Here is a 24,945-nt window from a genome sequence, read left to right as displayed (position 1 = left end):
AACAATTGCTTTATAATAAAAGTTAGAAAGTTTAGATATTTATTTTTTCTCCACTATTATTTTTCACAAAGCGATGGGAGTGTGCATGATGCCAGTATTAGTCTTCTGTATTATCGTCTCATTTATGTTGTACCTCTTCTACAAAACAAAATACTTTCGTACAAACCGCCCAATGGAGAAAGGTTGGCTCTCAGGAAAATCCGCAATGGCACTTGGTTCATTCGTCTTATTCTTCGGGATAAACCAATTCTTTTTAGAACTTTCAACCGCTCGTATTATCGTTGGTGTTTTATTTGTTCTATTTGGTAGTGCAAGTGTATTTAATGGATTTCGCCAATACAAACATTTCTTACCATTAGCAGTTGAAGAAGCTGAATCTGTCTGAAGCAACATAAAAAAGCATCAATATTGTGATGCTTTTTTACGTCCCCTAACTTTTAAAATCATATATGCAACAAACGCAGACGGTATATTAAAGGGGTTGCCTTGTACGTGAAAATGTAATTGTTCTTCTTCAAAAGACATTTTTTCATATAATTCTTGCTGAGATAATCCTGTTCGTTTCTTTTTTTCATGTAAACCTTGTAAATATAAATATTGAAGCGGTATCATCACAAGAAAGTAAAATAGTGCGATCCCACCAAAAAAGAGCACTTCTGATGACATAATGCATACCACCTTCCCTAAATCCATTTTCTTACAATTTAATTATAACATAGTATAAACTCTAATTAAATTAATATTCTGTTTTTTAGTTATACAATTGTCTCACCACATAATTCCTCTTCAGCATACTGAACATATCGCCGAATAAAAGCACCGGGATCTTTTCTAATAGGCTCTATATCCAGTCTTAACGGAATCTTTCCCGCCATATAAAAAATTCTCGAAGCAGTCCCAAGTCGAATAGCTGCTTCCGAAATATTTTCCCCATATCCCATCATGAAATTCCCCCATGCGTCTTCTAACTGTCCCGAAGCAATTAAATGCAATCTCGGAACACCAATATCAAACTCTTTATAGCCAAATCCACATTCATCAAAATCGAGTAAATACCAATCCTCTCTGTCTACAAGAACATTGCCAAAATGCATATCACCGTGAACAAATTGTTTTTCTCCTAGTTGAGTTGAATTTTCGAGTTCTTGTATTCTTTCTGCAATTCTTATGCACTTATGCTTATCCGCATGCGATAGAAATGAAGCATTTAGTAATCGTTGTAAAGGTTCATGGTTTACCTTTCGCTCACTATATATAGGCCTTTCATAACCTCTCCAAGTTTGCGGTACTCTTTTGAGCACTCCATTTGTTTTTTCATGAAACATTCGCATTAATGATCCAAGCTTTTCATAATCTTTATCCTTTGGTTCTAAAATTTCACTTCCGTTTATAAACCTAAAGACAACAAAATACTGGATACTTCCCTCACCTTTCATAATAGGTGTGATCAAATCACCACTTTTATTGACAACTACTTCTGGTACTAACATTTGTTTTTGTATCGCTATTAACCAATGTATTTCAGCCTCTATTTGCTCGCATGTATAACGTCCTTCTCTGTACTGCCTAACTACAAATTTATTTTTGTCCGATTCGAATATATATGTTTGATTTTCTCCCCCATGTAACAATGAAACTTTCGTAAGACTATTTAAATTATATTGCTTACATAACTGCTCTTTAGTGTGAAAATCCATTCTTCTCCCCCTAGTTCCTATAGTGAAGCGTAGTCCCTTTTATCCAATTACATTATTGTTATCTCTTAACGATTAGTAGCGTAATCGACTAACAACCAATTTTCTATCCACATTGATACATATCCTTCTATTTTTTCACTTCTCTACTTAAAACGCCCACCGAGCTTAAATAATAACTTCAAAATCCAATAAAACAATATAAAGTTAAAGAAAAAGCCTAATGGATTAAACGAAATTTCCCATTCGACACCTCCATAATTATTGTTCAAGCATCTTCAAATGATTACGTGTTCCTATTTATAAATATGAAACAGAATGTGATTTATTTTTCGCTTTCGCAATTCAAACCATGATAGATTCAGTTGCTAACTACATTTTAAAACTCCCTCATGTAGCGTTCTAAAAAAAAATGGAACAAACCAAAGCGGTCTGCTCCATCTTTTTATTTATCGATCAACTGCACCATAAGTAATGCTTTCCCGACGACATTACCTTCATGATGCACTTCTACATCAACCTTACCAAATTTACGTCCAATTTCTAATACTTTCGGATGAACCGATACAACATTGTCAATTTGAACTGGTTTTACGAAATAAATTGTTAAGTTCTCAACAATTAAATCACTCTTCTTTTGCGCACGAATAACGCGATTCGTTGCTTCCGTCACAATTGTTGCGAATACACCGTAAGATAACGTTCCGATTGAATTCGTCATTTGCGGCGTCACTGAAAATTGATATAAATGTTCATTTTTCGCTTCTTTCGGCGTCATAAATTGATTCGTTACAATATCATCGATTGTTTCGCCGACTTGTGGTTGGCGCTGAATCATTTGCAACGCCTGAAGTACATCTTGACGACTAATAATACCTTGCAACTTATTTCCTTCATCAACAACAGGAAGTAACTCAATACCTTCCCACACCATCATACGTGCCGCAGCTGCGACAGACATTTTTCCATTTACCGTAATTGGATGCTTTGTCATTACTTTATCAATTGGTGTTTCTTTTACAACACCAATCATATCCTTAGAAGTCACAATACCTAATACCTTTTTATTTTCATCAACAATCGGATATCTTCCGTGCATCGTCTCTTCGTTATACGCATGCCATTGCTGCACTGTATCATTTGGTTTTAAATATAACGTTTCTTCAATTGGCGTTAAAATATCTTCAACGAGTACAATTTCTTTCTTAATCAGCTGATCGTAAATCGCACGGTTAATTAACGTTGCAACTGTAAATGTATCGTAACTACTTGAAATAATCGGCAGTTTTAATTCATCTGCTAATTTCTTCACATGATCTTCCGTATCAAATCCGCCCGTAATTAATACAGCGGCTCCAGTTTCTAACGCTAATTGATGCGCGTTCGTACGGTTACCGACAATAAGTAAGTTTCCAGCTTCTGTATAGCGCATCATCGCTTCTAATTTCATTGCCCCGATTACGAATTTATTTAACGTTTTATGTAGTCCTTCTCTGCCTCCAAGTACTTGGCCATCAACAATGTTAACAACTTCTGCATATGTCAACTTTTCAATATTTTCTTTCTTCTTTTGTTCAATTCGAATGGTTCCGACACGTTCAATCGTACTAACATACCCTTTATTTTCTGCATCTTTAATTGCACGGTAAGCTGTCCCTTCACTTACACTCAAATCTTTTGCAATTTGCCTTACAGAAATTTTATGCCCTACTGGCAGGCTATTAATATGTTCTAAAATTTGGTTATGCTTGGTAGCCAAATGGTTTCACCATACTTTCTTTTCCCTAAATTCTTCATGTGTTGTATTTTCAGTATACTATATTTTCAAAACTGTTACACTCTCTCTTTATATATCTGTACTATTTTTTTTATAACAAAATACGCCTTACATGACACTACTTCTTCTATTACAACAATGTAATGGTATTGTCATCTCGTTCGATAGTTTGTCCAGCCGCTTCCATATACAATGAAGACAAGAAATGAAACAAAGGAGCGGATACATGATGAAAAAATTATTAGAGGTTGTAGGTGCTGTATTTTTAGCTTTCGTAGACGGAAAAAAAGTTGCAATGGAATTGAATGAAACACCTGAACAGCCACTTCCAAAAAGAAAAGAATCGTCAAAACAAGTACAACCTTTAAAAGCTGTCCTACACACGTAAAAAACCCTTCACTTGTCTTTTCAAATGAAGGGTTTCTTTTCTATAGTGTAATACTTTCTCCAGCTTCTAATACTTTTCCTGTACAATTTTGTAGCTTTTCTACAAATTGATATGGATCTTGTTCAATAACCGGGAACGTATTGTAATGCATCGGTACAACAGTTTTCGCCTGAACCCATTTTGCTGCTAAAACAGCATCTTCTGGTCCCATTGTGAAATTATCACCAATTGGTAAAAATGCTATATCAATGTTATTTAGCTCCCCAATTAATTTCATATCAGAGAATAGAGCAGTATCCCCTGCATGATACACAGTTTTTTCTTCTGCTGTAAATAAAATACCTGCTGGCATACCTGTATATGTAATCGTCTTATTTTCTTCATTAATATAACTAGAACCGTGGAATGCTTGTGTAAACTTCACTTTTCCGAAGTCAAATTCATGCGAACCACCAATATGCATCGGATGTGTATTTACACCTTGCCAACTTAAAAATGTCGCTAGTTCAAATGGTGCCACAACAACTGCATTATTTTTCTTCGCAAGCTCTACTGTATCTCCAACATGATCACCATGTCCATGCGATAAAAGAATTGCATCTACTTTGACATCTTCAGCCTTTAAATCCGCTGTCGGATTTCCAGTTAAAAATGGGTCAATTAAAATCACTTTTCCATTCGTTTCAATCTTTACAACTGAATGCCCGTGATAAGATACTTTCATTACTACATTCCTCCCCTATTCACATTCTCATTTTTTATTCTACATGATTTTTCAATTCCCTGTCTTTTCTAACATCTATTTACTTGTCATAACGCTTTCTTCCGATGTAAAGTTATATTTGTAATTAAATATCTCGGGGGTGCCAATCGATGAATGCTAGATTAGAAAATTTAATGCAATGGCTAAAAGAAAAAAACGTAGAAGCTGCGTTCTTAACTTCTACACCAAACGTTTTCTACATGACAAACTTCCACTGCGAACCACACGAAAGACTTCTTGGTATGTTTGTATTCCAAGAAAAAGAACCTATTTTAATTTGCCCTAAAATGGAAGAAGGTCAAGCGCGTAACGCTGGCTGGGCACATGAAATTATCGGATTTACTGATACTGACAGACCATGGGATATGATTGCAAAAGCAATTAAAGACCGCGGCATCAATGCAAATGCAGTTGCAATTGAAAAAGAACATTTAAACGTAGAGCGCTACGAAGAATTAACAAAGTTATTCCCAAATGCAGATTTCAAATCAGCTGAGGAAAAAGTTCGTGAACTTCGCTTAATTAAAGATGAAAAAGAACTTTCTATTTTACGCGAAGCAGCTAAAATGGCAGATTATGCTGTTGAAGTGGGTGTAAATGCAATTAAAGAAAATCGTAGCGAGCTAGAAGTATTAGCAATTATTGAACATGAATTAAAAACAAAAGGCATACATAAAATGTCATTTGATACGATGGTATTAGCAGGTGCAAACTCTGCTCTTCCACACGGTATTCCAGGTGCAAACAAAATGAAACGCGGCGATTTCGTACTATTTGATTTAGGCGTAATCATTGAAGGTTATTGCTCTGACATTACACGTACAGTGGCATTCGGTGAAATTTCTGAAGAACAAACTCGCATTTATAACACTGTACTTGCTGGACAACTACAAGCAGTTGAAGCATGTAAACCAGGTGTTACACTTGGCGCAATCGACAACGCTGCTCGTTCTGTTATCGCAGATGCAGGTTACGGGGACTTCTTCCCACACCGCCTTGGTCACGGACTTGGAATTAGCGTACACGAATATCCAGATGTAAAAGCTGGTAACGAGTCTCCATTAAAAGAAGGTATGGTCTTCACAATCGAGCCAGGTATTTATGTACCAAACGTAGGTGGCGTTCGTATTGAAGATGATATTTACATCACAAAAGACGGGTCAGAAATTTTAACGAAATTCCCGAAAGAATTACAATTTGTGAAATAAGAAAAAGGCAGCTTAATTGCTGCCTTTTTCTATTTTTCTACTATTTCACATTTCTCTACAATCATTTTTGCTGGATAACTTTCAAGTATTTGAGAAAACCATACTTTTATTTTATCCCCTGTTTTTAATTGATTATATGCGCTTTTATCCTTAAAGCTCAAAACCGTATGTGATGGATATTCTTTATTCATTTGTTGTTCTATATAATTTTGCAACTCTACTTTTGTTTCAAACGTTTTATCATCGACAAAAAATGCCGTGTCATTTCTTACTATGACATACCCCTCTTCAGGTACTTTTTTTACTGCTACTTGCTCTACTTGTTTTGTAGTACACGCTGATAATATGATTAGAAATACACTTAAAAACATAAAGTTTTTCATACGCCTATTCATTTTTAACTCCTTACTCTAAGCTATTTCAAATTTAACACCATCTTCTCCTCATACTTATCATCCCATTTAATCACAACCTCTATCGGTTCATCTTTAGATAGAGGCGCACAACTTACACAAGAAGATTTCATTTCAATCCTTACTCCTTTATGAACTTCTGACGTTTCTTTCATTGTACTAAAGGCTCCATTAATAGCAATCTCTAAATTTTTAAATTCTGTATTTCCATCTCCGCCCTTATACTGAAACGTAAACATTCCATCTTCACTGTCATCCTTAATATATCCTTTATATTGCCCCGCCCAACTTTTGCTCTCGCTAGAAAAAGTAACATACGAAATCGAACAACTTCCTAAAAAGAAAATACTAATAAAAAAGAATAATGCTCTCTTCATAATGCCCCTCCATTCAAAAGCACTTATTTATTGTCTATTTCTTCCTCTTATTATATTATAAAAATACAGAATTTTCTAAAATAGGAGGTTTATATGTTACAACAACAGTTAGAAGAAATTCGTAATAATAATTACATACTGAATAAAACACTTAACATTGATTCTTTAAGTTCCAATATGCTTGAGCATATCGGTGTTACCGATAGCTATTTAAGAGACAAGCTCATCTACTCTACTTTTTATCATCTCATCAAAAAGGACTACATTTCACACACACAATTAGAGAAACTATTATTAGAAAGCATGAGTGAAAAATATTTATTGTATAAAATTCATTCGGATGACGAAGATGCTGTATTTACCCGCGCATTTACGACATTATTACTTGCGCTCATTATTGATGCTGATACAAAATATAATTTCTTATCACAGAATGATATTTTAACTGTAAAAGATCAATTGATTCTATATATGAACAATGAACATGATTTCCGTGGATATGTTCAAGACCACGGCTGGGCACATAGTATCGCTCATGCTTCTGATACATTTGAAGCGCTTGTTCGTAGTCCTAAACTGGAAACTTTACATTACGAAGAAATATTACAAACTTTATTAAACAAAGTTTGTGTCCATTCTATTTACTACAAATATGAAGAAGACGAGCGACTCGTTTATCCGATTGTCTCAATGCTACAAAATAGTCTAAAGGAAGACGTACTCATATTAGCCCTTCATGACTTAGTAGCTCAATTACCAGTCCAAAAACAAACACTACATATTGAATCATACGAGTTTCTATACGGAAATATAAAATCTTTCCTACGCAGCTTATTTTTCAGACTACGTACACTTTCTATATGTGAAGAAACCGAATGCAAAATTGAAAAATCGCTACGAGAACTTCCAAAATATTATTAAAAAAAGAAGGCCACTTAGAAAGTGCCTTCTTCTATTTCACTAATATTTAATTGAAATTTCACGATCCAAACTGAGAAAAGGTGGACAAGAATCGCAAACGCCATACATGCTCCGCTTAAAAAAGTTAGTATAGGATGCGAATACACGTGCCCTAATCCATAGGATATCGCCACGAAAAACATTGTTATGTAAATATAAATTGCTCCATGTATTTGCCTCATATAAACCTCCTTTTCCCATATTATAACATAAATTTTCTGATTATTCACATTAATAGCTTGTAATCAATATTTCTCAACTGTTACACCTCTAACAGCAGCCTTAATATATGGTGCTCCTTGTAAACTTTGTAAATCCTCTGTTTTACCTGTTACAACTACACCGTATATTGGTAGGTCTTTTGGTTTCGTATTTTTTATTTCTTTATAATATTGTTCAAAATAATCACTTGGTATACCTTCACTATTTTTTGCTAAATACTTCATTTGGTATAGAAACTCTTTTGAGTTTATTGTTACATCATTTTTCACATCTTCTTTTACTTTTGCATAACTCCCTTCAAACCCAAAAACATTTTTAGCCATTTCTGCATTTAATATTGCGCCATTTTTAGGATCTTTTAGCCCTACATAAGAATCACTTTTCTTTTCATTATATGTATCTACCCAAAACCAAACTGGCTGTACACTTTTGGGAAGCATCTCAGTAATTTGTTCAACTGTATACGATTTATCAAAAGATAAGGCTACTTCTGCAACTTTATTTTGCAAATCCCCAATATTTTTCAGGTCATCCACATAATTTTTATAAGTAACGAAAGGTAAATAAAACCTCATTTCTCTTTGCATTGTTTGTACATTATAGTCTGGTATCGCAACAGCCTCTTCACCCCTTTTTTCCTCATCTAAACTAACAAGCTCACCATTGTAGTGCTTCATACTATAATCCCATATGCCAGATTCATATATATCATTTACCCATTTTACTGGTTGGCCAGCTATATTTTTATACGAGTTATATATTACCGTACTCCCTGTAACACCGAGACTTAAATACATACTTCCACTGAAACGAATATTAGGGCCTTGAACCCTATGTAGTGCATTCATTTCTCTTTCCATTTTTCTAAACGTTTGCTGAGAAAAATACGCTGCTCCCAAAAACAAACTTACTATAACAATAATGGACGCACAAATAGAAATAACCCAATTTCTCCAAAGTTGCTTCCGCTTCGCTCTCTTCATCAAAACTTTCATCTGCTTATCATCCATATTCAAATCAAAGTCTTTCCGACTCATCGTTTCTCCTCCTATACAATTTTTTAAATTGATTTCTTGCACGGTACAAACTTGTTTTTACTGTATCTTCTTTCATACTTAATAAAATGGCAATTTCCTTATAAGATAGTTCATATTCATATTTCAACAGTAAAATATGACGATAATCCTCCGTCATCGTCTCCAATATTTCTTGTACCTCGCCTTGTAGTTCACTTGTTAAAAGCACTTCATCTAATGACTTTTGGCCAATAAGAACGACAGATTCAATCGCAATGGGATTTAGCCTTTTTTCTTTCCGATATAAATCTCGGTGTTGATTGATTGCAACCCTAAAGAGCCACGGTGTTAAATGCTCTAACGGTATTTCCTCCATAAGCAATAAAGCTTTATACAGCGTATCTTGCACAATATCTTCCGCTTCTTTTCTATCTGCTCCAATCTTAATTAAGTATCCAAACACAGCTTTTGACTTCTCTATTAATAACGATTCAAACGTATCATGACTCATTCTGCTCTCCCTTCTATATACTCAACGTTTGAGAGCGTAAAATGTATACAGCTTTTCTATAATTTTTTTCAACATAAAAAGCACACCTATTTTGATGTGCTTCTCTCCAACATACTATTCTATTATTTCATCGCTTCCTTCACAACATCTTGAATCATAACGACTTCTGTTTTCATATCAACAGACGGTGCTTCTTCATCAATACATTCATACCAAAACGCTACATGCTTTTTATCAATTTCATGATGAGAATTTTCGACAAGAGCCCCGCCTTCTCCTTGCACAGAATACCAATATAAGTACTCTTCTCCATCTCTTATTTCCCGGAAAATTGTCTCAACGTACATCTTCTCGTCGTTTAGTGTCAAAAGCACTTCTTTCATATTGTCATTAAGAAGCTGCATCCATTCATCTACACGATGACTTTTACCTTGTTTCACTTTAAATCTCGTTAACTCCACATTCATTTTTATTCCCCCGTTTTCTTACGTACAAACAATCTATATTCTATTGGATTATAAAAACGTAATTTACTAGCTAATTTCCGCGAAGGAATATTGTCTACATAACAATCCCAGCACGGTGTAATATCATTTTGCATGCAATGTTCAATGAACCGTGTTGCAACAGCTTGGGCTAATCCTTTCCCTTGATATGCTTTATGCGTCGCAATATCAATTTCAGCAAATCCATTCCCATTAAATATCGAAACACATTCAGCTACAATTATCCCATCTTGTTCTATACAAAATCCGAAACCACCGTTCAAAAATAGCTCTTTTGATCCCCAATATTCTTTATAATACTCCTCTGTAAATTCATTGCTTCGTTCTATATCACTTTTATCAATACGCTTCACTTCATATGTATTTTTGTTTGCATTTCGTTTTCTCTCTTCAAAAATTTCTCGTTGAAATTTCATTCGCGGGATGTTCCGAAGTGTATTACTAAAACGCTCTTCTAACATCATTTCCCACTCGTCACTCGAAGTGAACAACGTAAATCTCTTCTCTGTTTTTTCAATAGCCATTTTTAAATGCGCAAATAAATATTCGTTATAATTTTGATCATCCGTATCACCAAATAAATAATAGATACCGTTAGCTGTACGAATTAGTCCTGCTGTTAACTTCTCGTTTGCAAAAACTTCACCATCTATCATTTGATCACATACCGCATGAGCAAAGGTTGTTGTCCTTGTATGACCTTCTAAAGTCGGAAGGATTTTTCTATACTCGGCTACAGATAATTTTTTCATAATTGCTCCACTTTAATCGTATCAGCCTCTATATTTTCAAAACAAAGATTTACCGTTCTCTTGAATGCTCTCGTTCTATGAATCGTGCATGCTGGAATTAAGATAGAATCATTTGGCTTTAAAACCGCCGTTTCTCCATCTTCAAAATCGATCAGTAGTTCTCCCTCTAGCACAATAAATAATTCATCCGAATTAGAATGATAGTGCCAATCATATTCACCAGTAAATACAGCGATTCGTAAGCAATGACTATTTACATTTGAAACGACAAAATTTTTATGTTGATCTTGAATGTCCTTCGATAATTCTATTAAATTCACAGTTTTCATCTTTCGTCCCACCCTTTCATTAGTCGTTCTTCTGAAAAACTAATTTAGTCTCCACCACCTCCGCAATCTCCTCCACTATCACTTGAGCTGCTACAATCATTGCTACTGTAGTCACCGAATCCACTTGATGAGCTTGAATAATAAGACGAATTTCTTTTCTTTTTTTGCCTTTTTTCTCCACCATTCTTATTAGTTGATAGTAATGTTCCAAACACTAAAACATGTACTAAAATGGCTACCATTAAAAAAATAATAAGTACAAATACATGTAAGGATAAATTTGAAACTGGTAACTTAATTAAGTTAATAAAAATAATACACATGACAATAAAATACATAACATTCGCCGCATCTATTAAACCACTTTCAATTTTAGACCTAGGTCTCTTTTTCGTAACTACTAACTCATGTTTACTCCTTATTACTCCTCTTTGTTTTTTATGCTTCCTCCGCTTACTTTTTCTTCCCAATCTAATCCCCCCTCCCAAATTTTATATAATTCTAAATTATCACAATCCCTACTTATTAACAGTAATACACAACAATTTTTACAATTTATTACCTTATAAAAAAAGACCCTCCTCATAAAGGAAGGTCTCGAATTTGTCTCTATTATGATAAAGCAGGAGCTTTTTCAAGAAGCTCTTTCGCATCAGCGTATTGTAAGCCGTGAGCTTCTGCAACTGCTTCGAATGTTACGTATCCATCTAATGTGTTAATACCTTTTAGTAATGCAGTATTGCCTAAGCAAGCATCTTTGTAGCCTTTGTTCGCAATTTGTACTGCATATGGTACTGTTACGTTTGTTAATGCAAGAGTTGATGTACGTGGAACTGCTCCTGGCATATTAGCAACTGCATAATGAACAACGCCATGTTTTTCGTAAGTTGGGTTGTCGTGAGTTGTAATACGGTCAGTTGTTTCGAAAATACCACCTTGGTCAATCGCGATATCTACAACGACAGAACCTGGTTCCATTGATTGAATCATTTCTTCTGTTACAAGTTTTGGCGCTTTTGCACCTGGGATTAATACTGCACCGATTACAAGATCAGACTCTTTTACAGCTTCTGCAATGTTGTATGGATTAGACATTAAAGTTTTTACTTGGTTTCCGAAAATGTCATCTAGTTGACGAAGACGTTCTGCACTTAAATCGATGATTGTTACATCTGCACCTAAACCTACTGCAATCTTCGCTGCGTTTGTACCAGCTTGACCACCGCCGATAATTGTTACTTTGCCGCGTTTTACCCCTGGAACGCCTGCAAGTAAAATACCTTTACCGCCTTTGTTTTTCTCAAGGAATTGTGCACCGATTTGTGCAGACATACGACCAGCTACTTCACTCATAGGTGCAAGTAATGGTAAAGAACGATTGTCTAACTGTACTGTTTCGTATGCAATTGATACAACTTTGTTATCAATTAATGCTTTCGTTAATTCTGGTTCTGGAGCTAAGTGTAAGTATGTGAATAAAATTAAACCTTCGCGGAAATAACCGTACTCACTTGCAACTGGCTCTTTTACCTTCATAACCATATCTTGATTCCATGCTTCTTCAGCAGTTTCAACAAGTTTTGCACCAGCTTGTACGTATTCTTCATCTGTAAAGCCAGATCCTAAACCTGCTCCTTTTTGAACAAAAACTTCATGACCATTTTGTACTAAGTGTACTGCTCCCGCTGGCGTCATTGCCACGCGGTTTTCATTGTTTTTAATTTCTGTTGGAATACCGATACGCATTATTAGTTCCCCCTTGAGTTATGAAATGACCCCTGAATCATTTTTTAAAGCGCTTTCTACGCTCTTATATTTTAACATAATATCTCAATATTTGACAAAAAATAATACAAGTTTTCCGATGGATTTAATCTTACATGAAAGGACAGTATTATCCACACCTCTCAGCATACAGGATAAACTGTCCAATTATACGAAACTTCAATTTATTTCGCTCTATCGATGTCTATGAATAACATCTACTGCACCAGTTACTTCAATAATTGTACCGGTAATCATATCGGAATCTTCCTCACATAAAAACGAAATCGTTCTTGCGATATCTTCACCTGTTCCAGATCTACCAATTGGTGTGTTACGTTCTTTCAACTGACGTGCTTCTTGAATTGTCGCTTCTTTCATTTCACCAATAATATCACCAGGACATACCATGTTCGCAGTAATACCATATTCTGCTTCTTCATAAGCAACTGTTTTAGTCAATGAAACAAGTCCTACTTTCGCTGCTGCAAAAGCTGAACGATAAATCCATCCTGGTGCGCTATCTGCCCCTTGGAATCCGTAATTAATAATACGGCCAAAGTTCTGTTTTCTCATAATCGGAACGACAAGTTTCAACAAATGAAACACCGCTGTTAAATTACCCTGAATCATTTCATTCCATTCGTCTTCTTCATAATCGACTAACTTTTTTCGTTCAAACACATATGGACCAGCATTATTAATTAAAAAATCAATTTTGCCAAAACGGCTTATCGCTTCTTCTACTATTTTATGTAAATCTTCCTTTTTCGTGACATCCGCTTGCACGAATTGTAGACGCTCTTCCATATTTTTATATGTTTCTTTCATCGTTTCCATAGCAGTTATATCGCTATGATATGTTACTGTTACTGAATACCCTTTAGCCAATAACTTTTCTGTTACTTGCTTTCCTAAACCTTTCGTACCGGCTGTAATGAGCGCGTGTCTCACAAACATGCCTCCTTTTAAATTGCTATACTTCATATGTAACAAGTTCTCGCCCCAATTACAACTAAAATGAATTAAAGCAAAGTTTTCAAAATTCTGTAACGTTTCCGACAAGCACATTACCAAAATTTGTTTTATAATAAAGTTGTAAACGGTAATAAAAATGATTGGGAGGAATTTACTATGAATAATACATATACAAATATTTTAATCGCGGTGGATGGTTCTAAAGAAGCAGAAAGAGCTTTTAAAAAAGCAATTCAAGTCGCAAAACGCAACAATGCAACATTAACAATTGCTCATATCGTTGATGTAAAAGCATACTCAGCAGTAGAAGCTTATAGCCGCGCAATTGCTGAACGTGCAAATCTATTTGCAGAAGACTTATTAGAAGACTACAAAAAAACTGCGCTTGAAGCTGGCCTTGAAAAAATTGAAACTGTATTAGAATTTGGTAATCCTAAATCTAAAATTTCAAAAGAAATCGCTCCAAACCATAAAGTAGATTTAATTATGTGTGGTGCAACTGGTTTAAATGCTGTTGAGCGTTTCCTAATTGGTAGCGTCTCTGAACATATTATTCGCTATGCGAAATGCGATGTCCTTGTTGTTCGTGGTGATGAGGAGCAAGGTGATCTTTAATTCATAAAAATAAATAGGGTAGATAAGAGGCTTTCTCTTATCTACCCTATTTTCATTTATACTTTAGGAATTCTGTAATCCGGATTATGTTGTTCCCAGCCACCTTGTGTATCTACACTCGTATCACCATCACCATCTACCCATATTGTTCTCCCGTCAGGTAAAACTCTTTCATGGGGTGTTACATGATGAGCATTTGGATTTTCCTCCGTCGTATATTCTACGTCAGTTGCATCTGGATGTACTGCTTGTGCTATGCTATCACTTCCTACTCCCTCAGCAATTCCATCTACACCATCAACTATATCTATAACTCCAACCGAGAAAACACCTACAGCCGCAACCTTTGCTAATTCTTTTCCTGCCTCTATCGCTTTATCAGTATCTCCCTCTCGTATCGCTTGCACCGTTTCAACTCCCTTTTCTGAAACATGTACAATACCTTTTCCAATTGTCGTTGCCGTATCTTGAACCGTTCCAAGTATTTCTTCGTACCCTCGCTTCGCTTGCTGTTTATCGTCTGTAATAAGCCCACCTATAGCATCATATGTACCATCAGCAAGATTTCCAACAATTTCCCCAGTTTTCACAGTAGCTTTATTAACGCCTTTTCCAACATCTTTTATGAAATTACTATTCGTAACTTCTCCTACCGCTTCTATCGCACCACCCACTACTTCAGCTGTAACTTTGGCCACTGCTCCAGTTATTGATTTTATTAAACCCATACCGCATCCCCTTTTTCTCTATAAATCATTATATAATATTATTACAATTATAATTATATAGTTGTAGCCTATATAACTACAACTTATTTCACATACTTCACTATAAATACAAGACAAACCACCACAACAATGACGATTGCCAACACATAAGATGGTAAGAACTTCATAGACCACAGTGCCATCATAATCGTCGCAATCGTTAAATACGTTTGCTTTGCATCTTCTGTCATTTTTTTACGAAGCAAGAACACATACAAATAACCGATTGGCGGCGTAATGAAGCACAGAACATATATGACTTTAGATTTTAAATACCATTTTTGTTCTCCGAGTTTCTTTATATCTTCTTCTATTCTCTTATGCTCTTGTTCTCTCGCTTCTTCTACAAACGGATCTTCCTCTTCTCCTCGCTTTTCTTTCATATAAGGAAGAAAGTGCACGAAAAAATAGTATGCAAATACGAACGCTCCAAATCCAATATTTAATCTTTCTAATGGAATATGCTCACTAAAGAAAACAGCAGTAAGTACTAAAGACAAACAGTACGTCATCATCCAAAATGAACGTTTTCTCTTTTTCCGTTCGATTTCTTTTTTATCTTGTACATGTTTTCTTTTCGAAAGCCATATTGAAATACAGCAATCTACTACAAATAGAATAAAGATAAATATCCCAACGTGTACTGTTTCTACATCCTTAAATGAAAAGATATTTGGGAATGCAACGTGTAATACAATTAGCGTGTACAAAATTAACCCTATAAAATAAATACGCCTCATTTTCCATTCCTTTCTTATTTTCTAACTTTAGGTTAACATACATTTTTTAGAAATAGATGGACAAAATATATGTGTTTAAAAAAGGAGGATGCTGCATGGATGATTCCGAACGCATTATTTTAGATGTGAATGGGAAAGAAATTGAAATGCTAGATACGATTCGTACTCATTTTAAAGATAAGCATGGCGTGGAACTAAGTAATGGTGCATTACTTAGAGATTTGATGGATATTGAGTATATTCGAATTACGGAAGATCGACATAAGTATGATTAATCGATGAAACTTTAAGCCTAGAGCAAAATGCTCTAGGCTTACTTACCTCCTCACGAAAAATGTTATGATTAGGAAAAAACAAGTATGGAGGATGCTCTACTATGAAATCTGAAAATATCTCAAAACATTTTCACACATTACATGTACAAAGGAACGAGTTCCTTCCTCATCTCCATTCATTATCACAAGAACAATTATGGTATAGGAAAGAGGACAAAAAATGGTCTACTGGTGAACACTTTTATCACTTATATTTAATTACAAGGATGCTCAAAGTAGCGATTAAATTCTCTCTCACTCTTATCCCTTATGCAAAGCTAAGAAAAAATACCCCATTTGAAACTGAAATACACGACATTTATGCCGAATATAAAGAAAAGCATGGTAAAGGAATGAAAGCACCTTGGATTTTAATCCCCTCAAAAAAAATCTATCACTCTATGAATGTAACTGAATTAGAAGAATTACTTTCCCGTGAAACAGATGAAATAAAAAAACTTGTTCAAAATATAGAAGAAAATATCGCCGGACATATCGTATTTTTAGATCCAATCGCTCACTATCCTAACCTGATTCAATCTATCCAACTATTAGCGATACATGAGAAACATCATTTTATGATTATGAAATGATAGATCCCCCCTAAAAATCTAAACACAAAAAAAGTAAGGTGCTTTCTAAAAAAGCACCTTACCTTCTCTCTCATACATCATTTAATTCCTACAAACTCTCCAACTAACGCTTTCGCCTTCTCCAAAGCTTTTTCAATTTGCTCAAACCCTGTCCCACCAGCACTGTTACGACGCTTTACAGCTGCATATGGTGAAAGAACTTCATACAAATCTTCTTCAAATAATGAGCTCATTTCTTTATATGTTGCTAGTGGTACATCTAGTAAATAAATTCCTTTTTGTGTGCAGTGTAGCACTAGCTTCCCAACAATTTCATGAGCTTGTCGGAATGGGAGTCCTTTACTTGCTAAGTAGTCAGCAATTTCTGTTGCGTTTGAGAAATCTTGCGTTACAGCTTGCCCCATCTTTTCTTTATTGACAGTCATCGTCTCTAACATGCCTGCCATAATATGAAGGCATCCTTCTACTGTTTTTACTGTATCAAACATTCCTTCTTTATCTTCTTGCAAGTCTTTATTGTAAGCGAGCGGTAATCCTTTCATGACTGTAAGTAAACTAAATAAATTACCGTACACTCTGCCTGTTTTACCGCGTATTAGTTCCGCCATATCTGGATTTTTCTTTTGCGGCATAATGCTGCTTCCCGTTGCGTATTGATCGCTCATTTCAATAAATTGAAACTCTTGGCTACTCCATAAAATAAGTTCTTCGCAGAAGCGTGATAAGTGCATCATGAGCATAGATGAGTTACTTAGGAACTCCAGTATGAAATCACGATCGCTTACTGCATCTAAACTATTTTCATAGATTCCATTAAATCCAAGAAGCTCCGCACTATATTCTCGGTCAATCGGGAATGTTGTCCCAGCTAATGCTCCTGCTCCTAATGGTGAAATGTTAATGCGCTTTAATGAATCTTCATAACGATTCACATCACGCTCTAACATCCAAAAGTAAGCGAGAATATGATGCGCAAATGAAATTGGCTGCGCACGCTGCAAATGCGTATAGCCAGGCATAATGGTTTCAATATTATTTTCTGCTTGATGAACAAGAACCGTTTGCAATTGTTTTGTAGCTTTAATAATATGTTCTACTTTTTCTTTTAAATATAAATGCATATCAGTCGCTACTTGATCATTACGACTTCGGCCTGTATGAAGTTTCCCTCCTACTTCGCCAATTTGTTCCATTAACATTTTTTCAATGTTTAAGTGAATATCTTCTGCTTCTACTGAGAATTGAAGCTTATTCTCTTTTGCTTCTTTTAATAAATACTGAAGCCCTACCTTTATTTTCTCTGCTTCTTCTTTCGTAACGATGCCTTGCTTTGCTAGCATCGTTACGTGTGCAATACTTCCCTTTATATCTTGATTTACTAATTGTTGATCGAAGGAGATGGATGCTCCAAACTCTTCAACCCACGCTTCCGCTTCTTCTGTAAAACGTCCGCCCCAAAGTTTGCTCACGCTTCCACCTTCTTTTGATTCACTTGGCTGTATACTTTCGTCGGTAAACCGAATAATGAAATGAATCCAACTGCTGCATCATGATTAAATTCGTCCTGAGCAGTATATGTTGCTAATTTTTCGTCATATAAAGAGTACTCAGATTTACGTCCTTCTACAATCGCATGGCCTTTAAATAATTTCACACGCACTGTACCTGTTACATTCTTTTGCGTTTCTTGTAAGAAAGCATGAAGCGCTTGTTTTAAAGGAGAGAACCATAAACCGTTATAAATAAGTTCTGTTATTTTCTGCTCAATCATCGGTTTAAAATGTGCCACTTCTTTTACGTGCGTTAGATCTTCCAGCTCTTTATGTGCTGTGATTAACGTCATTGCCGCTGGACATTCGTATACTTCACGCGATTTAATACCAACAAGACGATTTTCTACGTGATCGATACGTCCAACGCCATGTTTTCCAGCAAGGGCATTTAACGTTTTAATTAATTCTGAAAGTGAATATGCAGTGCCATTTAAAGTAGTCGGTACGCCTGCTTCAAAGCCGATTTCTACAAACTCTGGCTTATTCGGTGTATCTTCTAATGCCAATGTCATCTCATATGCATCTTCTGGCGGCGCTGCCCATGGATCCTCTAAAATTCCACATTCGTTGCTGCGTCCCCATAAATTTTGATCGATTGAAAATGGGCTGTCTAAATTAATAGGAATTGGAACATCGTTTTCTTTTGCATATGCAATTTCTTCTTCACGTGACCATTTCCATTCACGTACAGGCGCAATCACTTCTAAGTAAGGATTTAACGCTTGAATAGAAACTTCAAAACGAACTTGATCATTCCCTTTCCCTGTACATCCGTGTGCAACTGCAGTCGCCCCTTCTTGTTCTGCAATTTCTACTAATTTCTTAGCGATAAGTGGACGAGATAATGCAGAAACGAGAGGGTATTTCCCTTCGTATAACGTGTGTGCTTGCATAGCCATCAATGCATATTCATTTGCAAATTCTTCTTGAACATCGATCATATATGATTTAATTGCACCTACTGAAAGTGCCTTTTCTTTTACGAATGCTAAGTCTTTACCTTCCCCTAAGTCTAAACAAAGCGCGATAATATCATAATTCTTCTCTTGTAACCATTTAATTGCAACGGAAGTATCAAGACCTCCGGAATATGCTAATACCACTTTTTTCTTCTCCATTTTGCATCCCCCTAAAGAATAAATATTCATTTTCTTTTATAATAATACACACTTTAACACCTTTCACAAAATGTATCAAGAGTCATTTTCAAATTTTTTCAAACAATTTCGTCGAGCTTCTTTCTGTTTTCATGTACAATATAAGCAGGAAAACGGGGGTGAACCTATGGAAAAGTATTTCTTATACGACGATCATCTAGGAATTGAAATTCCGTATTTACAAGAAGATTGGGAAAATATCCCCGAAAAAATACAGCATGCTATTTTATTAAAATGGGAACAAGTTCGCGGAAAGATTCCTGATCGTATAAAAGAACTCGAGCACTCTATTAATGCAAAACAGCATCATTTAAATAACGAAGAAAACTTCGAAATTTCTTGCAAACTTAATTCAGAAATTGCCGATCTCGCTTCCATCATTAATGACCTTTGGCTTTGGTATCGACTCACTCAAAATGTATCTGAGGGGAAAGCACACCAATGAAAAAAGCATGCCCCTCAATTACTTTGGGTCATGCTTTTTTGTCGTAACACGATTTACAATATATTTCTTGTGCTGTTTTTGCCAAACACACATCAAACGGACCAACTAATATACTTCTTTCTTTCGGCAACTTTACAAAAGCAACTAGCTCTTCTTCATATTGAATCTTTTTCTGACATGAAACACATACTAATTCTTTTCTTTTAAACATGTCTTTTAGCATATCTTCTCTCTCCCTTTCATCTATCTATACTGATATAATCTCATAACAATTAAGACTTGTAAAAAAATGACACATTCTGAAACAAATTATTCATATACTATGTACAAAAGGAGGTCTCAATTTTATGCGAGCTTTCATTATTATCGCTTTAACTTTTTTAAGTGTGATTAGCTGGGATGCGTTTTTTAAAGATAAAGGTGACCAGAAAGATACAACTGAATAAACGCCATCTTTTTCTTACTTATTGGACAAACTTTTAAACACTGTCCGATTTCACGAAATAACTTAGGCTTTTCTACAAAAATATTTAAACATAACAATTTTTGTAGATTCCCTCCGTTTATTGTCGGTTTCCATCCGCATACATTTTTTGAAAGTATGATATAATAATATAAATCTTGAAGGAAGGGATTTTGATATCATGATCGCTCGAAGGAGCATGTGGCATCGTATTGACGAATCATACACGTAGCGTATTTTTCAGCTTAGATACTTTAGTCTAGCGAAAAAAATACGAGAGTGGGGAAATTATGATTGCCCGAAGGATAATTTGGCAAAAAAAAGACTCTTCTTACACATAGCGTTTTGTTTAGGACTTAATTGTTACTAGCTAAACAAAACAAAGAAGAGCAGGATTGCTAAATGAAGAATCCTACTTCACGTTTTGTTTAGTCGTTTTAAGACTTAAACTAAAACGAAGGTAGGGAGAATTGATGGACGAGAGGATTATTCGTTATTTCTTCAGCGACATATAGCGTAGTTAGTTTTTTTCGTAAACTAACTGAAGCTACATGTGAGCTCGTAGTTAGTTTACAACACAAAAAGGACTACTAACTACGGAAAGAAGGAATAACGATGAGGAACATCCAAAGTCGACAAATTATTAAAGAAGTTTTTATGGTTTTAATCGGTTCATTTATTTTAGCAGCAGCGCTATATCACATTCACTTCCAAAACCACTTAACAGAAGGTGGCTTTGTAGGTATTGCACTATTCATCCAAAATTTTTATGATATTTCACCATCTATTTCAACTGTAATTATGGATATCCCAATTATTTTACTGTGTGCTTCATTTTTAGGTAGAAAAATGGTTGGTTATTCATTCCTAGGTTCGATTTCATTCGGAGTATTTTATTCTCTTATGGAAAATTATTCTCCATTTACGGTAGATTTATCAAATAATTTATTTGTAGCTGCAATAGTTGGCGGTGCGTTAGCTGGTATTGGACTCGGTTTTATATTGCGATTTGGCGGTGCAACCGGTGGAGACGATATTTTAACAATTGTATTAAGTAAACGAACTCGCTTTACAATTGGGCAAATTTTCTTCGTCTTTGACGCGATTGTTCTTGCGCTTTCATTATATTATTTAAATTGGACAGAAATTGCTTTCACTATTCTTTCGATTGCCGTACAAGCAAAAACATTGGATTTAATTTATTATCCAAAAGCAGAAAAAAAAGCGGAAAAGCAACCAGTATCTGTTCCAATGCCAAAAAAACATGCAACAAATTAAAAAAGCGAAAGGCTTCGGCCTCTCGCTTTTTTTACGCTCTCTTTTCTTTTTCAACTATGTGGCGCACTTGATAAAATCTATTTGCAAATTCAGTAACGTTTCTTGTTAAACGATAGTTCACTGTAGACCCGATTGCCATTCCAATTACCGGAATACCTTGGAATAATTTACGACGAAGAGCATAAATCGAAAATGTTTTCAAAATTTGTTTTAACACAACTTCAGTAGAAGCTGGTTGTAACACCGCTTCGTCTCCTTCGTAGAAGAACGAATCTTCTTGCTCTAGCTCTTGCAGTAAATTGTACCATGCGTATTGCTGAAGCCTTCCTGGTAGTAATGACGCATGAAACACTTTTAACGCAAGCATCATTTCATAAGGCTTGTTCACATCATGTCCAAATGATGTTGCAATAAGTTGAACAGCCTTCACATTTAATGCGATCATAACCGGAAAATCGGCTGTTAATAATAATAAACCCCCAGCACCCGTTGCTCCGCCTTGTACGAATGAATATAGGCGATGTCGCGCTGTTTGCTGCTCTGCTATGTATGTTAACTGATCAATAGATAATGCTTTCAAATCTTCTAGTTGCTCAATTGATTCATCAAATAATCTCGACGTTCCTAAAATACGATTACGCGCGTCTAACTGTGATTGTGAACTTTGAATCAATGCATGCAAATGAAAGAGCCATCCATCTGCTTTCGTAAAGAAATCTTTTCGTTTTTTCTCAGGTAATTTCGCAATTGTCGTATGTACCCATTTATCAAACATTTTTTGAAAATCAGTCGCTTCTTGCTCAACTAATTGCGATTCCCATTCTTTTATATTGTCTAAAATGGCTTGTTCTCGCTTCGATCGCATCGTAACAACCACCTCGTTCGATTTTTTTCTATTGTAACATATTTCTGCTTATTCTTTGCAAATATGCTTGTCTATCTTTATTCACATACCATTTTTTAATGACATAAAATATTAGCAAAAAGGATGAGATAAATCACATGAATCTATCCAATATAAAAAAAGAATATAATGCAGTATTCAGCTTAGGACAAAACTGCTGGCCTGCTTGGGCGTTATATCAATTCAAATTATCACCCTTTTTTGGCGTTATCGATTTTATGCTAAGCCCTTCATTAGAAAAAGTGAATGTATTATTACAAAATCGATTTGACCGTTTTTTACAGTTCGAAAACTTATCTTTCATCTCATTTTGGGATGATGGTGCGAAATTAAGACTCCGTGACAACCTATATGAAATCGACTCCTGCCATGACTTTAAAACAGATGTAAACACACCAACTTCTTGGCCTTCTTATACAGAAATTAAGTTAAACTATGAGCATCGAATTAATCGTTTTCTAACTACAATGGAAACGGCAGAATCCACATTGTTTATTCGAACGGGAGGAACATACGAAGAAGCACGTTCATTAGAACAAATTTTATCTCAAATAGTTAAACATACATTCTCTGTCCTATTACTCATTCCTGCAGATGTACCAACTATCGCCCACGAAGATTGGGGATTACAAAACATTTGTGTTATAAAATGCCCTATTATGGATGTATACCAGTACAATGAAGCATTTTGGAATGATTTATTTGATGGGATCACGATTAGACCGCAGGCCTAAATACACGATACTTTTTATTACAAAACACATTATAATCATCCTTATACAAAAGAAATAAGGAGTGATTATATATGTATCCACGTGCAAAAGCTTTTGGCATTGCTATACATCACGATCGCCTTCTCGTACAAGAATATCATACAGGCGATGAAACATTTTACCGACCTCTTGGCGGTTCAATTGAACTTGGTGAAAAATCAGCATATACCGTTATTCGTGAATTTAAAGAAGAGCTTCATACGGAAGTGGAAATCACCCATTATTTAGGCTGCTTAGAAAACATCTTTCATCTTGATGGAGAAATTGGTCATGAAATCATTCAACTATATTCTTTACGCTTATTAGACACATCACTATATGAAATGGAAATACTGAAGATACAAGATGAGCAAACCGTATCATATGCGAAATGGATTCCTACTACGGCATTCATTCAAAATGAAAAAATATTATATCCAGATGGAATTTTGAAATATATCCCAAAAAAAGACGAAACCCTATAGGATCTCGTCTTTTTTTCATATAGTATATTAACCAATATCTCCAAGACGTAGTACGTCACGAGCGATCATAACTTCTTCGTCAGTTGGAATTACGATAATTTTTACTGGAGAGTGTGGGAAGCTGATGAATGCTTCTTCACCAAATACGTTATTACGTTTTACGTCGAAGTATACGCCCATGTACTCAAGGCCTTCTAATACACGCTCACGAATAATCGCACTGTTTTCACCTACACCAGCTGTAAAGATGATAGCGTCAACGCCTTTCATACGAGCAGTGTAAGAACCGATGTATTTGTGGATACGGCTTACGAATACATCAAGTGCTACTTTCGCACGGTGGTCGCCTTCTTCTTCTTTCGCAATGATGTCACGTAGGTCACTAGAGTAACCAGTAAGACCTAACATACCACTCTTCTTGTTTAATACGTTAACTACTTCTTCTACTGTTTGGCCTGTTTTTTCCATGATGTATGGAATTAACGCAGGGTCAAGGTTACCAGAACGTGTACCCATTGTTACACCAGCAAGTGGAGTGAAGCCCATAGAAGTATCGATAGATTTACCGCCTTCTACTGCTGCGATACTTGCACCGTTACCTAAGTGACAAGAAAGTAAGCTTAAGCTTTCAAGTGGACGACCTAATAATTCAGCCGCACGCTCAGTTACGTATTTATGAGAAGTTCCGTGGAAACCGTATTTACGGATACCGAATTTTTCATAGTACTCATATGGTAGGCTGTATAAGAATGCAGATTCCGGCATTGTTTGGTGGAATGCTGTATCGAATACTGCTACTGCTGGTACGTTTGGTAATACTTCTTGGAATGCTTTAATACCAACAAGGTTTGCTGGGTTATGAAGTGGTGCTAAATCGCTTAACTCTTCGATATCAGCTAATACTTCATCAGTAATTAAAACAGAGTCAGCAAATTTTTCGCCGCCGTGAACAACACGGTGACCGATACCGCCAATCTCATCTAGAGACTTAACGATTCCGTTTTCAGTTAATTTTTTAAGAAGCATATTTACTGCTACTGCATGATCTGGAATATTTGTAATTTCTTTTTGTTTTTCGCCATCTACAGTAATAGTGAAGATACTATCTTCTAAACCGATACGTTCTACTAAACCTTTTGTTAATACTGTTTCACTTGGCATTTCAAATAATTGGAATTTTAAGGAAGAGCTTCCTGCGTTAATCGCGATGATTTTTGACAT

General features: G+C 35.5%; 33 protein-coding genes. 11 read left to right on the top strand and 22 right to left on the bottom strand.

Annotated elements, in window-relative coordinates; all coding sequences use genetic code 11:
* Positions 1-88 precede the first annotated feature (88 nt).
* Positions 89-385, top strand: a complete 297-nt coding sequence (locus MNO09_RS06800) for a YtpI family protein (protein WP_001144772.1) — start codon at positions 89-91, stop codon at positions 383-385.
* Between the two features lie 17 nt (positions 386-402).
* Here MNO09_RS06800 and MNO09_RS06795 read toward each other — a convergent pair whose 3' ends face one another.
* The 3 genes from MNO09_RS06795 to MNO09_RS06785 all read right to left on the bottom strand — a co-directional run bounded on the left by MNO09_RS06795 (position 403) and on the right by MNO09_RS06785 (position 3,453).
* Positions 403-666 carry a DUF3949 domain-containing protein gene (locus tag MNO09_RS06795; protein ID WP_000093751.1) on the bottom strand — a complete coding sequence of 88 codons (264 nt, stop codon included), beginning with the start codon at positions 664-666 and terminating at the stop codon, positions 403-405.
* Positions 667-755: 89 nt separating this feature from the next.
* The gene (locus MNO09_RS06790; RefSeq protein WP_088107394.1) at positions 756-1,697 is read right to left on the bottom strand and encodes a phosphotransferase enzyme family protein; all 942 of its coding nucleotides are present in this window, start codon (positions 1,695-1,697) and stop codon (positions 756-758) included.
* A 442-nt stretch (positions 1,698-2,139) separates the two neighbouring features.
* Entirely contained in the window at positions 2,140-3,453 is a 1,314-nt protein-coding gene (locus tag MNO09_RS06785) for a CBS domain-containing protein (RefSeq protein ID WP_000201589.1), read from the bottom strand.
* A gap of 244 nt (positions 3,454-3,697) precedes the next feature.
* Here MNO09_RS06785 and MNO09_RS06780 point away from each other — a divergent pair, with 244 nt between their 5' ends.
* Complete coding sequence (locus MNO09_RS06780) at positions 3,698-3,859, top strand: hypothetical protein (RefSeq protein WP_000976301.1); 162 nt, start codon at positions 3,698-3,700, stop codon at positions 3,857-3,859.
* 40 nt (positions 3,860-3,899) lie between these two features.
* Here the strand turns inward: MNO09_RS06780 and MNO09_RS06775 are convergent, their stop codons facing one another.
* Positions 3,900-4,583 carry a metal-dependent hydrolase gene (locus tag MNO09_RS06775; protein WP_088107395.1) on the bottom strand — a complete coding sequence of 228 codons (684 nt, stop codon included), beginning with the start codon at positions 4,581-4,583 and terminating at the stop codon, positions 3,900-3,902.
* A gap of 149 nt (positions 4,584-4,732) precedes the next feature.
* On the opposite strand from MNO09_RS06775, the gene pepQ reads away from it, so the two are divergent.
* Positions 4,733-5,830, top strand: coding sequence for a Xaa-Pro dipeptidase (gene pepQ / locus MNO09_RS06770; RefSeq protein ID WP_061673019.1), 1,098 nt, complete (start codon positions 4,733-4,735; stop codon positions 5,828-5,830).
* A gap of 29 nt (positions 5,831-5,859) precedes the next feature.
* On the opposite strand, the gene MNO09_RS06765 is transcribed toward pepQ, so the two are convergent.
* The gene (locus tag MNO09_RS06765; RefSeq protein WP_088107396.1) at positions 5,860-6,225 is read right to left on the bottom strand and encodes a DUF3221 domain-containing protein; all 366 of its coding nucleotides are present in this window, start codon (positions 6,223-6,225) and stop codon (positions 5,860-5,862) included.
* Between the two features lie 20 nt (positions 6,226-6,245).
* Positions 6,246-6,620 (bottom strand): hypothetical protein, encoded by a 375-nt coding sequence (locus tag MNO09_RS06760; protein ID WP_140399257.1) that lies wholly within the window; start codon positions 6,618-6,620, stop codon positions 6,246-6,248.
* Between the two features lie 93 nt (positions 6,621-6,713).
* Here MNO09_RS06760 and MNO09_RS06755 point away from each other — a divergent pair, with 93 nt between their 5' ends.
* Positions 6,714-7,541, top strand: a complete 828-nt coding sequence (locus tag MNO09_RS06755; RefSeq protein WP_088107398.1) for a DUF2785 domain-containing protein — start codon at positions 6,714-6,716, stop codon at positions 7,539-7,541.
* Positions 7,542-7,555: 14 nt separating this feature from the next.
* Here the strand turns inward: MNO09_RS06755 and MNO09_RS06750 are convergent, their stop codons facing one another.
* The 9 genes from MNO09_RS06750 to MNO09_RS06710 all read right to left on the bottom strand — a co-directional run bounded on the left by MNO09_RS06750 (position 7,556) and on the right by MNO09_RS06710 (position 13,667).
* On the bottom strand, positions 7,556-7,762 hold the full coding sequence (locus MNO09_RS06750; protein WP_001248904.1) for a hypothetical protein: 207 nt from the start codon (positions 7,760-7,762) through the stop codon (positions 7,556-7,558).
* 63 nt (positions 7,763-7,825) lie between these two features.
* Positions 7,826-8,839, bottom strand: a complete 1,014-nt coding sequence (locus MNO09_RS06745; protein ID WP_088107399.1) for an anti sigma factor C-terminal domain-containing protein — start codon at positions 8,837-8,839, stop codon at positions 7,826-7,828.
* Entirely contained in the window at positions 8,820-9,329 is a 510-nt protein-coding gene (locus tag MNO09_RS06740) for an RNA polymerase sigma factor (protein WP_000017719.1), read from the bottom strand. Before MNO09_RS06740 ends, MNO09_RS06745 begins: the two co-directional genes overlap by 20 nt.
* 122 nt (positions 9,330-9,451) lie before the next feature.
* A complete protein-coding gene (locus MNO09_RS06735; protein WP_001100229.1) occupies positions 9,452-9,796 on the bottom strand; it encodes a DUF6176 family protein in 345 nt (114 codons plus the stop codon).
* A 2-nt stretch (positions 9,797-9,798) separates the two neighbouring features.
* Complete coding sequence (locus tag MNO09_RS06730) at positions 9,799-10,587, bottom strand: GNAT family N-acetyltransferase (RefSeq protein WP_000736762.1); 789 nt, start codon at positions 10,585-10,587, stop codon at positions 9,799-9,801.
* The gene (locus MNO09_RS06725; protein WP_000859795.1) at positions 10,584-10,916 is read right to left on the bottom strand and encodes a cupin domain-containing protein; all 333 of its coding nucleotides are present in this window, start codon (positions 10,914-10,916) and stop codon (positions 10,584-10,586) included. The genes MNO09_RS06730 and MNO09_RS06725 overlap by 4 nt, the downstream gene beginning before the upstream one ends.
* A 44-nt stretch (positions 10,917-10,960) precedes the next feature.
* Positions 10,961-11,386, bottom strand: a complete 426-nt coding sequence (locus tag MNO09_RS06720; protein WP_000532859.1) for a hypothetical protein — start codon at positions 11,384-11,386, stop codon at positions 10,961-10,963.
* A gap of 142 nt (positions 11,387-11,528) precedes the next feature.
* Positions 11,529-12,662, bottom strand: coding sequence for an alanine dehydrogenase (ald, locus tag MNO09_RS06715; protein ID WP_001219405.1), 1,134 nt, complete (start codon positions 12,660-12,662; stop codon positions 11,529-11,531).
* Between the two features lie 213 nt (positions 12,663-12,875).
* Positions 12,876-13,667, bottom strand: a complete 792-nt coding sequence (locus MNO09_RS06710; RefSeq protein ID WP_033657720.1) for an SDR family oxidoreductase — start codon at positions 13,665-13,667, stop codon at positions 12,876-12,878.
* A 147-nt stretch (positions 13,668-13,814) separates the two neighbouring features.
* Between MNO09_RS06710 and MNO09_RS06705 the strand changes: the two genes are divergently transcribed.
* The gene (locus MNO09_RS06705) at positions 13,815-14,273 is read left to right on the top strand and encodes a universal stress protein (RefSeq protein WP_001066680.1); all 459 of its coding nucleotides are present in this window, start codon (positions 13,815-13,817) and stop codon (positions 14,271-14,273) included.
* 56 nt (positions 14,274-14,329) lie between these two features.
* Here the strand turns inward: MNO09_RS06705 and MNO09_RS06700 are convergent, their stop codons facing one another.
* Positions 14,330-15,001 carry a hypothetical protein gene (locus MNO09_RS06700; RefSeq protein WP_000522932.1) on the bottom strand — a complete coding sequence of 224 codons (672 nt, stop codon included), beginning with the start codon at positions 14,999-15,001 and terminating at the stop codon, positions 14,330-14,332.
* An 83-nt stretch (positions 15,002-15,084) separates the two neighbouring features.
* Positions 15,085-15,780, bottom strand: a complete 696-nt coding sequence (locus MNO09_RS06695; protein ID WP_001252908.1) for a hypothetical protein — start codon at positions 15,778-15,780, stop codon at positions 15,085-15,087.
* A 95-nt stretch (positions 15,781-15,875) separates the two neighbouring features.
* Between MNO09_RS06695 and MNO09_RS06690 the strand changes: the two genes are divergently transcribed.
* Positions 15,876-16,055, top strand: a complete 180-nt coding sequence (locus MNO09_RS06690; protein ID WP_000342757.1) for a hypothetical protein — start codon at positions 15,876-15,878, stop codon at positions 16,053-16,055.
* Positions 16,056-16,156: 101 nt separating this feature from the next.
* Positions 16,157-16,687, top strand: coding sequence for a DinB family protein (locus MNO09_RS06685; RefSeq protein WP_000834355.1), 531 nt, complete (start codon positions 16,157-16,159; stop codon positions 16,685-16,687).
* A gap of 77 nt (positions 16,688-16,764) precedes the next feature.
* Here the strand turns inward: MNO09_RS06685 and argH are convergent, their stop codons facing one another.
* Both argH and MNO09_RS06675 read right to left on the bottom strand, forming a co-directional pair.
* The gene (argH, locus tag MNO09_RS06680) at positions 16,765-18,156 is read right to left on the bottom strand and encodes an argininosuccinate lyase (protein ID WP_088107400.1); all 1,392 of its coding nucleotides are present in this window, start codon (positions 18,154-18,156) and stop codon (positions 16,765-16,767) included.
* The gene (locus MNO09_RS06675; RefSeq protein ID WP_000412316.1) at positions 18,153-19,358 is read right to left on the bottom strand and encodes an argininosuccinate synthase; all 1,206 of its coding nucleotides are present in this window, start codon (positions 19,356-19,358) and stop codon (positions 18,153-18,155) included. Before MNO09_RS06675 ends, argH begins: the two co-directional genes overlap by 4 nt.
* Before the next feature lie 166 nt (positions 19,359-19,524).
* Here MNO09_RS06675 and MNO09_RS06670 point away from each other — a divergent pair, with 166 nt between their 5' ends.
* Positions 19,525-19,842, top strand: a complete 318-nt coding sequence (locus MNO09_RS06670; RefSeq protein WP_000417209.1) for a hypothetical protein — start codon at positions 19,525-19,527, stop codon at positions 19,840-19,842.
* A gap of 28 nt (positions 19,843-19,870) precedes the next feature.
* Here MNO09_RS06670 and MNO09_RS06665 read toward each other — a convergent pair whose 3' ends face one another.
* On the bottom strand, positions 19,871-20,065 hold the full coding sequence (locus MNO09_RS06665) for a hypothetical protein (protein WP_000910293.1): 195 nt from the start codon (positions 20,063-20,065) through the stop codon (positions 19,871-19,873).
* A gap of 855 nt (positions 20,066-20,920) precedes the next feature.
* Between MNO09_RS06665 and MNO09_RS06660 the strand changes: the two genes are divergently transcribed.
* Positions 20,921-21,583, top strand: a complete 663-nt coding sequence (locus MNO09_RS06660) for a YitT family protein (RefSeq protein WP_001244522.1) — start codon at positions 20,921-20,923, stop codon at positions 21,581-21,583.
* Between the two features lie 31 nt (positions 21,584-21,614).
* On the opposite strand, the gene MNO09_RS06655 is transcribed toward MNO09_RS06660, so the two are convergent.
* The gene (locus MNO09_RS06655) at positions 21,615-22,448 is read right to left on the bottom strand and encodes an EcsC family protein (protein ID WP_001256871.1); all 834 of its coding nucleotides are present in this window, start codon (positions 22,446-22,448) and stop codon (positions 21,615-21,617) included.
* Positions 22,449-22,585: 137 nt separating this feature from the next.
* Here MNO09_RS06655 and MNO09_RS06650 point away from each other — a divergent pair, with 137 nt between their 5' ends.
* Complete coding sequence (locus tag MNO09_RS06650) at positions 22,586-23,221, top strand: DUF1796 family putative cysteine peptidase (protein ID WP_001054279.1); 636 nt, start codon at positions 22,586-22,588, stop codon at positions 23,219-23,221.
* Positions 23,222-23,292: 71 nt separating this feature from the next.
* The gene (locus tag MNO09_RS06645) at positions 23,293-23,724 is read left to right on the top strand and encodes an NUDIX hydrolase (RefSeq protein ID WP_000283463.1); all 432 of its coding nucleotides are present in this window, start codon (positions 23,293-23,295) and stop codon (positions 23,722-23,724) included.
* Positions 23,725-23,751: 27 nt separating this feature from the next.
* On the opposite strand, the gene ackA is transcribed toward MNO09_RS06645, so the two are convergent.
* Positions 23,752-24,945, bottom strand: coding sequence for an acetate kinase (gene ackA, locus MNO09_RS06640; protein ID WP_000034572.1), 1,194 nt, complete (start codon positions 24,943-24,945; stop codon positions 23,752-23,754).

Source organism: Bacillus sp. N5-665, assembly GCF_022637375.2.
Taxonomy (GTDB): domain Bacteria; phylum Bacillota; class Bacilli; order Bacillales; family Bacillaceae_G; genus Bacillus_A; species Bacillus_A wiedmannii.
This window is presented reverse-complemented; position numbering and strand designations above follow the sequence as displayed.

Coding starts and splice junctions, on each gene's coding strand:
- MNO09_RS06800 (WP_001144772.1), top strand. CDS start 89: ATGCCAGTATTAGTCTTCTGTATTATCGTCTCATTTATGTTGTACCTC.
- MNO09_RS06795 (WP_000093751.1), bottom strand. CDS start 666: ATGTCATCAGAAGTGCTCTTTTTTGGTGGGATCGCACTATTTTACTTT.
- MNO09_RS06790 (WP_088107394.1), bottom strand. CDS start 1,697: ATGGATTTTCACACTAAAGAGCAGTTATGTAAGCAATATAATTTAAAT.
- MNO09_RS06780 (WP_000976301.1), top strand. CDS start 3,698: ATGATGAAAAAATTATTAGAGGTTGTAGGTGCTGTATTTTTAGCTTTC.
- MNO09_RS06775 (WP_088107395.1), bottom strand. CDS start 4,583: ATGAAAGTATCTTATCACGGGCATTCAGTTGTAAAGATTGAAACGAAT.
- pepQ (WP_061673019.1), top strand. CDS start 4,733: ATGAATGCTAGATTAGAAAATTTAATGCAATGGCTAAAAGAAAAAAAC.
- MNO09_RS06765 (WP_088107396.1), bottom strand. CDS start 6,225: ATGAATAGGCGTATGAAAAACTTTATGTTTTTAAGTGTATTTCTAATC.
- MNO09_RS06760 (WP_140399257.1), bottom strand. CDS start 6,620: ATGAAGAGAGCATTATTCTTTTTTATTAGTATTTTCTTTTTAGGAAGT.
- MNO09_RS06755 (WP_088107398.1), top strand. CDS start 6,714: ATGTTACAACAACAGTTAGAAGAAATTCGTAATAATAATTACATACTG.
- MNO09_RS06750 (WP_001248904.1), bottom strand. CDS start 7,762: ATGAGGCAAATACATGGAGCAATTTATATTTACATAACAATGTTTTTC.
- MNO09_RS06745 (WP_088107399.1), bottom strand. CDS start 8,839: ATGAGTCGGAAAGACTTTGATTTGAATATGGATGATAAGCAGATGAAA.
- MNO09_RS06740 (WP_000017719.1), bottom strand. CDS start 9,329: ATGAGTCATGATACGTTTGAATCGTTATTAATAGAGAAGTCAAAAGCT.
- MNO09_RS06735 (WP_001100229.1), bottom strand. CDS start 9,796: ATGAATGTGGAGTTAACGAGATTTAAAGTGAAACAAGGTAAAAGTCAT.
- MNO09_RS06730 (WP_000736762.1), bottom strand. CDS start 10,587: ATGAAAAAATTATCTGTAGCCGAGTATAGAAAAATCCTTCCGACTTTA.
- MNO09_RS06725 (WP_000859795.1), bottom strand. CDS start 10,916: ATGAAAACTGTGAATTTAATAGAATTATCGAAGGACATTCAAGATCAA.
- ald (WP_001219405.1), bottom strand. CDS start 12,662: ATGCGTATCGGTATTCCAACAGAAATTAAAAACAATGAAAACCGCGTG.
- MNO09_RS06710 (WP_033657720.1), bottom strand. CDS start 13,667: ATGAAGTATAGCAATTTAAAAGGAGGCATGTTTGTGAGACACGCGCTC.
- MNO09_RS06705 (WP_001066680.1), top strand. CDS start 13,815: ATGAATAATACATATACAAATATTTTAATCGCGGTGGATGGTTCTAAA.
- MNO09_RS06700 (WP_000522932.1), bottom strand. CDS start 15,001: ATGGGTTTAATAAAATCAATAACTGGAGCAGTGGCCAAAGTTACAGCT.
- MNO09_RS06695 (WP_001252908.1), bottom strand. CDS start 15,780: ATGAGGCGTATTTATTTTATAGGGTTAATTTTGTACACGCTAATTGTA.
- MNO09_RS06690 (WP_000342757.1), top strand. CDS start 15,876: ATGGATGATTCCGAACGCATTATTTTAGATGTGAATGGGAAAGAAATT.
- MNO09_RS06685 (WP_000834355.1), top strand. CDS start 16,157: ATGAAATCTGAAAATATCTCAAAACATTTTCACACATTACATGTACAA.
- MNO09_RS06675 (WP_000412316.1), bottom strand. CDS start 19,358: ATGGAGAAGAAAAAAGTGGTATTAGCATATTCCGGAGGTCTTGATACT.
- MNO09_RS06670 (WP_000417209.1), top strand. CDS start 19,525: ATGGAAAAGTATTTCTTATACGACGATCATCTAGGAATTGAAATTCCG.
- MNO09_RS06665 (WP_000910293.1), bottom strand. CDS start 20,065: ATGCTAAAAGACATGTTTAAAAGAAAAGAATTAGTATGTGTTTCATGT.
- MNO09_RS06660 (WP_001244522.1), top strand. CDS start 20,921: ATGAGGAACATCCAAAGTCGACAAATTATTAAAGAAGTTTTTATGGTT.
- MNO09_RS06655 (WP_001256871.1), bottom strand. CDS start 22,448: ATGCGATCGAAGCGAGAACAAGCCATTTTAGACAATATAAAAGAATGG.
- MNO09_RS06650 (WP_001054279.1), top strand. CDS start 22,586: ATGAATCTATCCAATATAAAAAAAGAATATAATGCAGTATTCAGCTTA.
- MNO09_RS06645 (WP_000283463.1), top strand. CDS start 23,293: ATGTATCCACGTGCAAAAGCTTTTGGCATTGCTATACATCACGATCGC.
- ackA (WP_000034572.1), bottom strand. CDS start 24,945: ATGTCAAAAATCATCGCGATTAACGCAGGAAGCTCTTCCTTAAAATTC.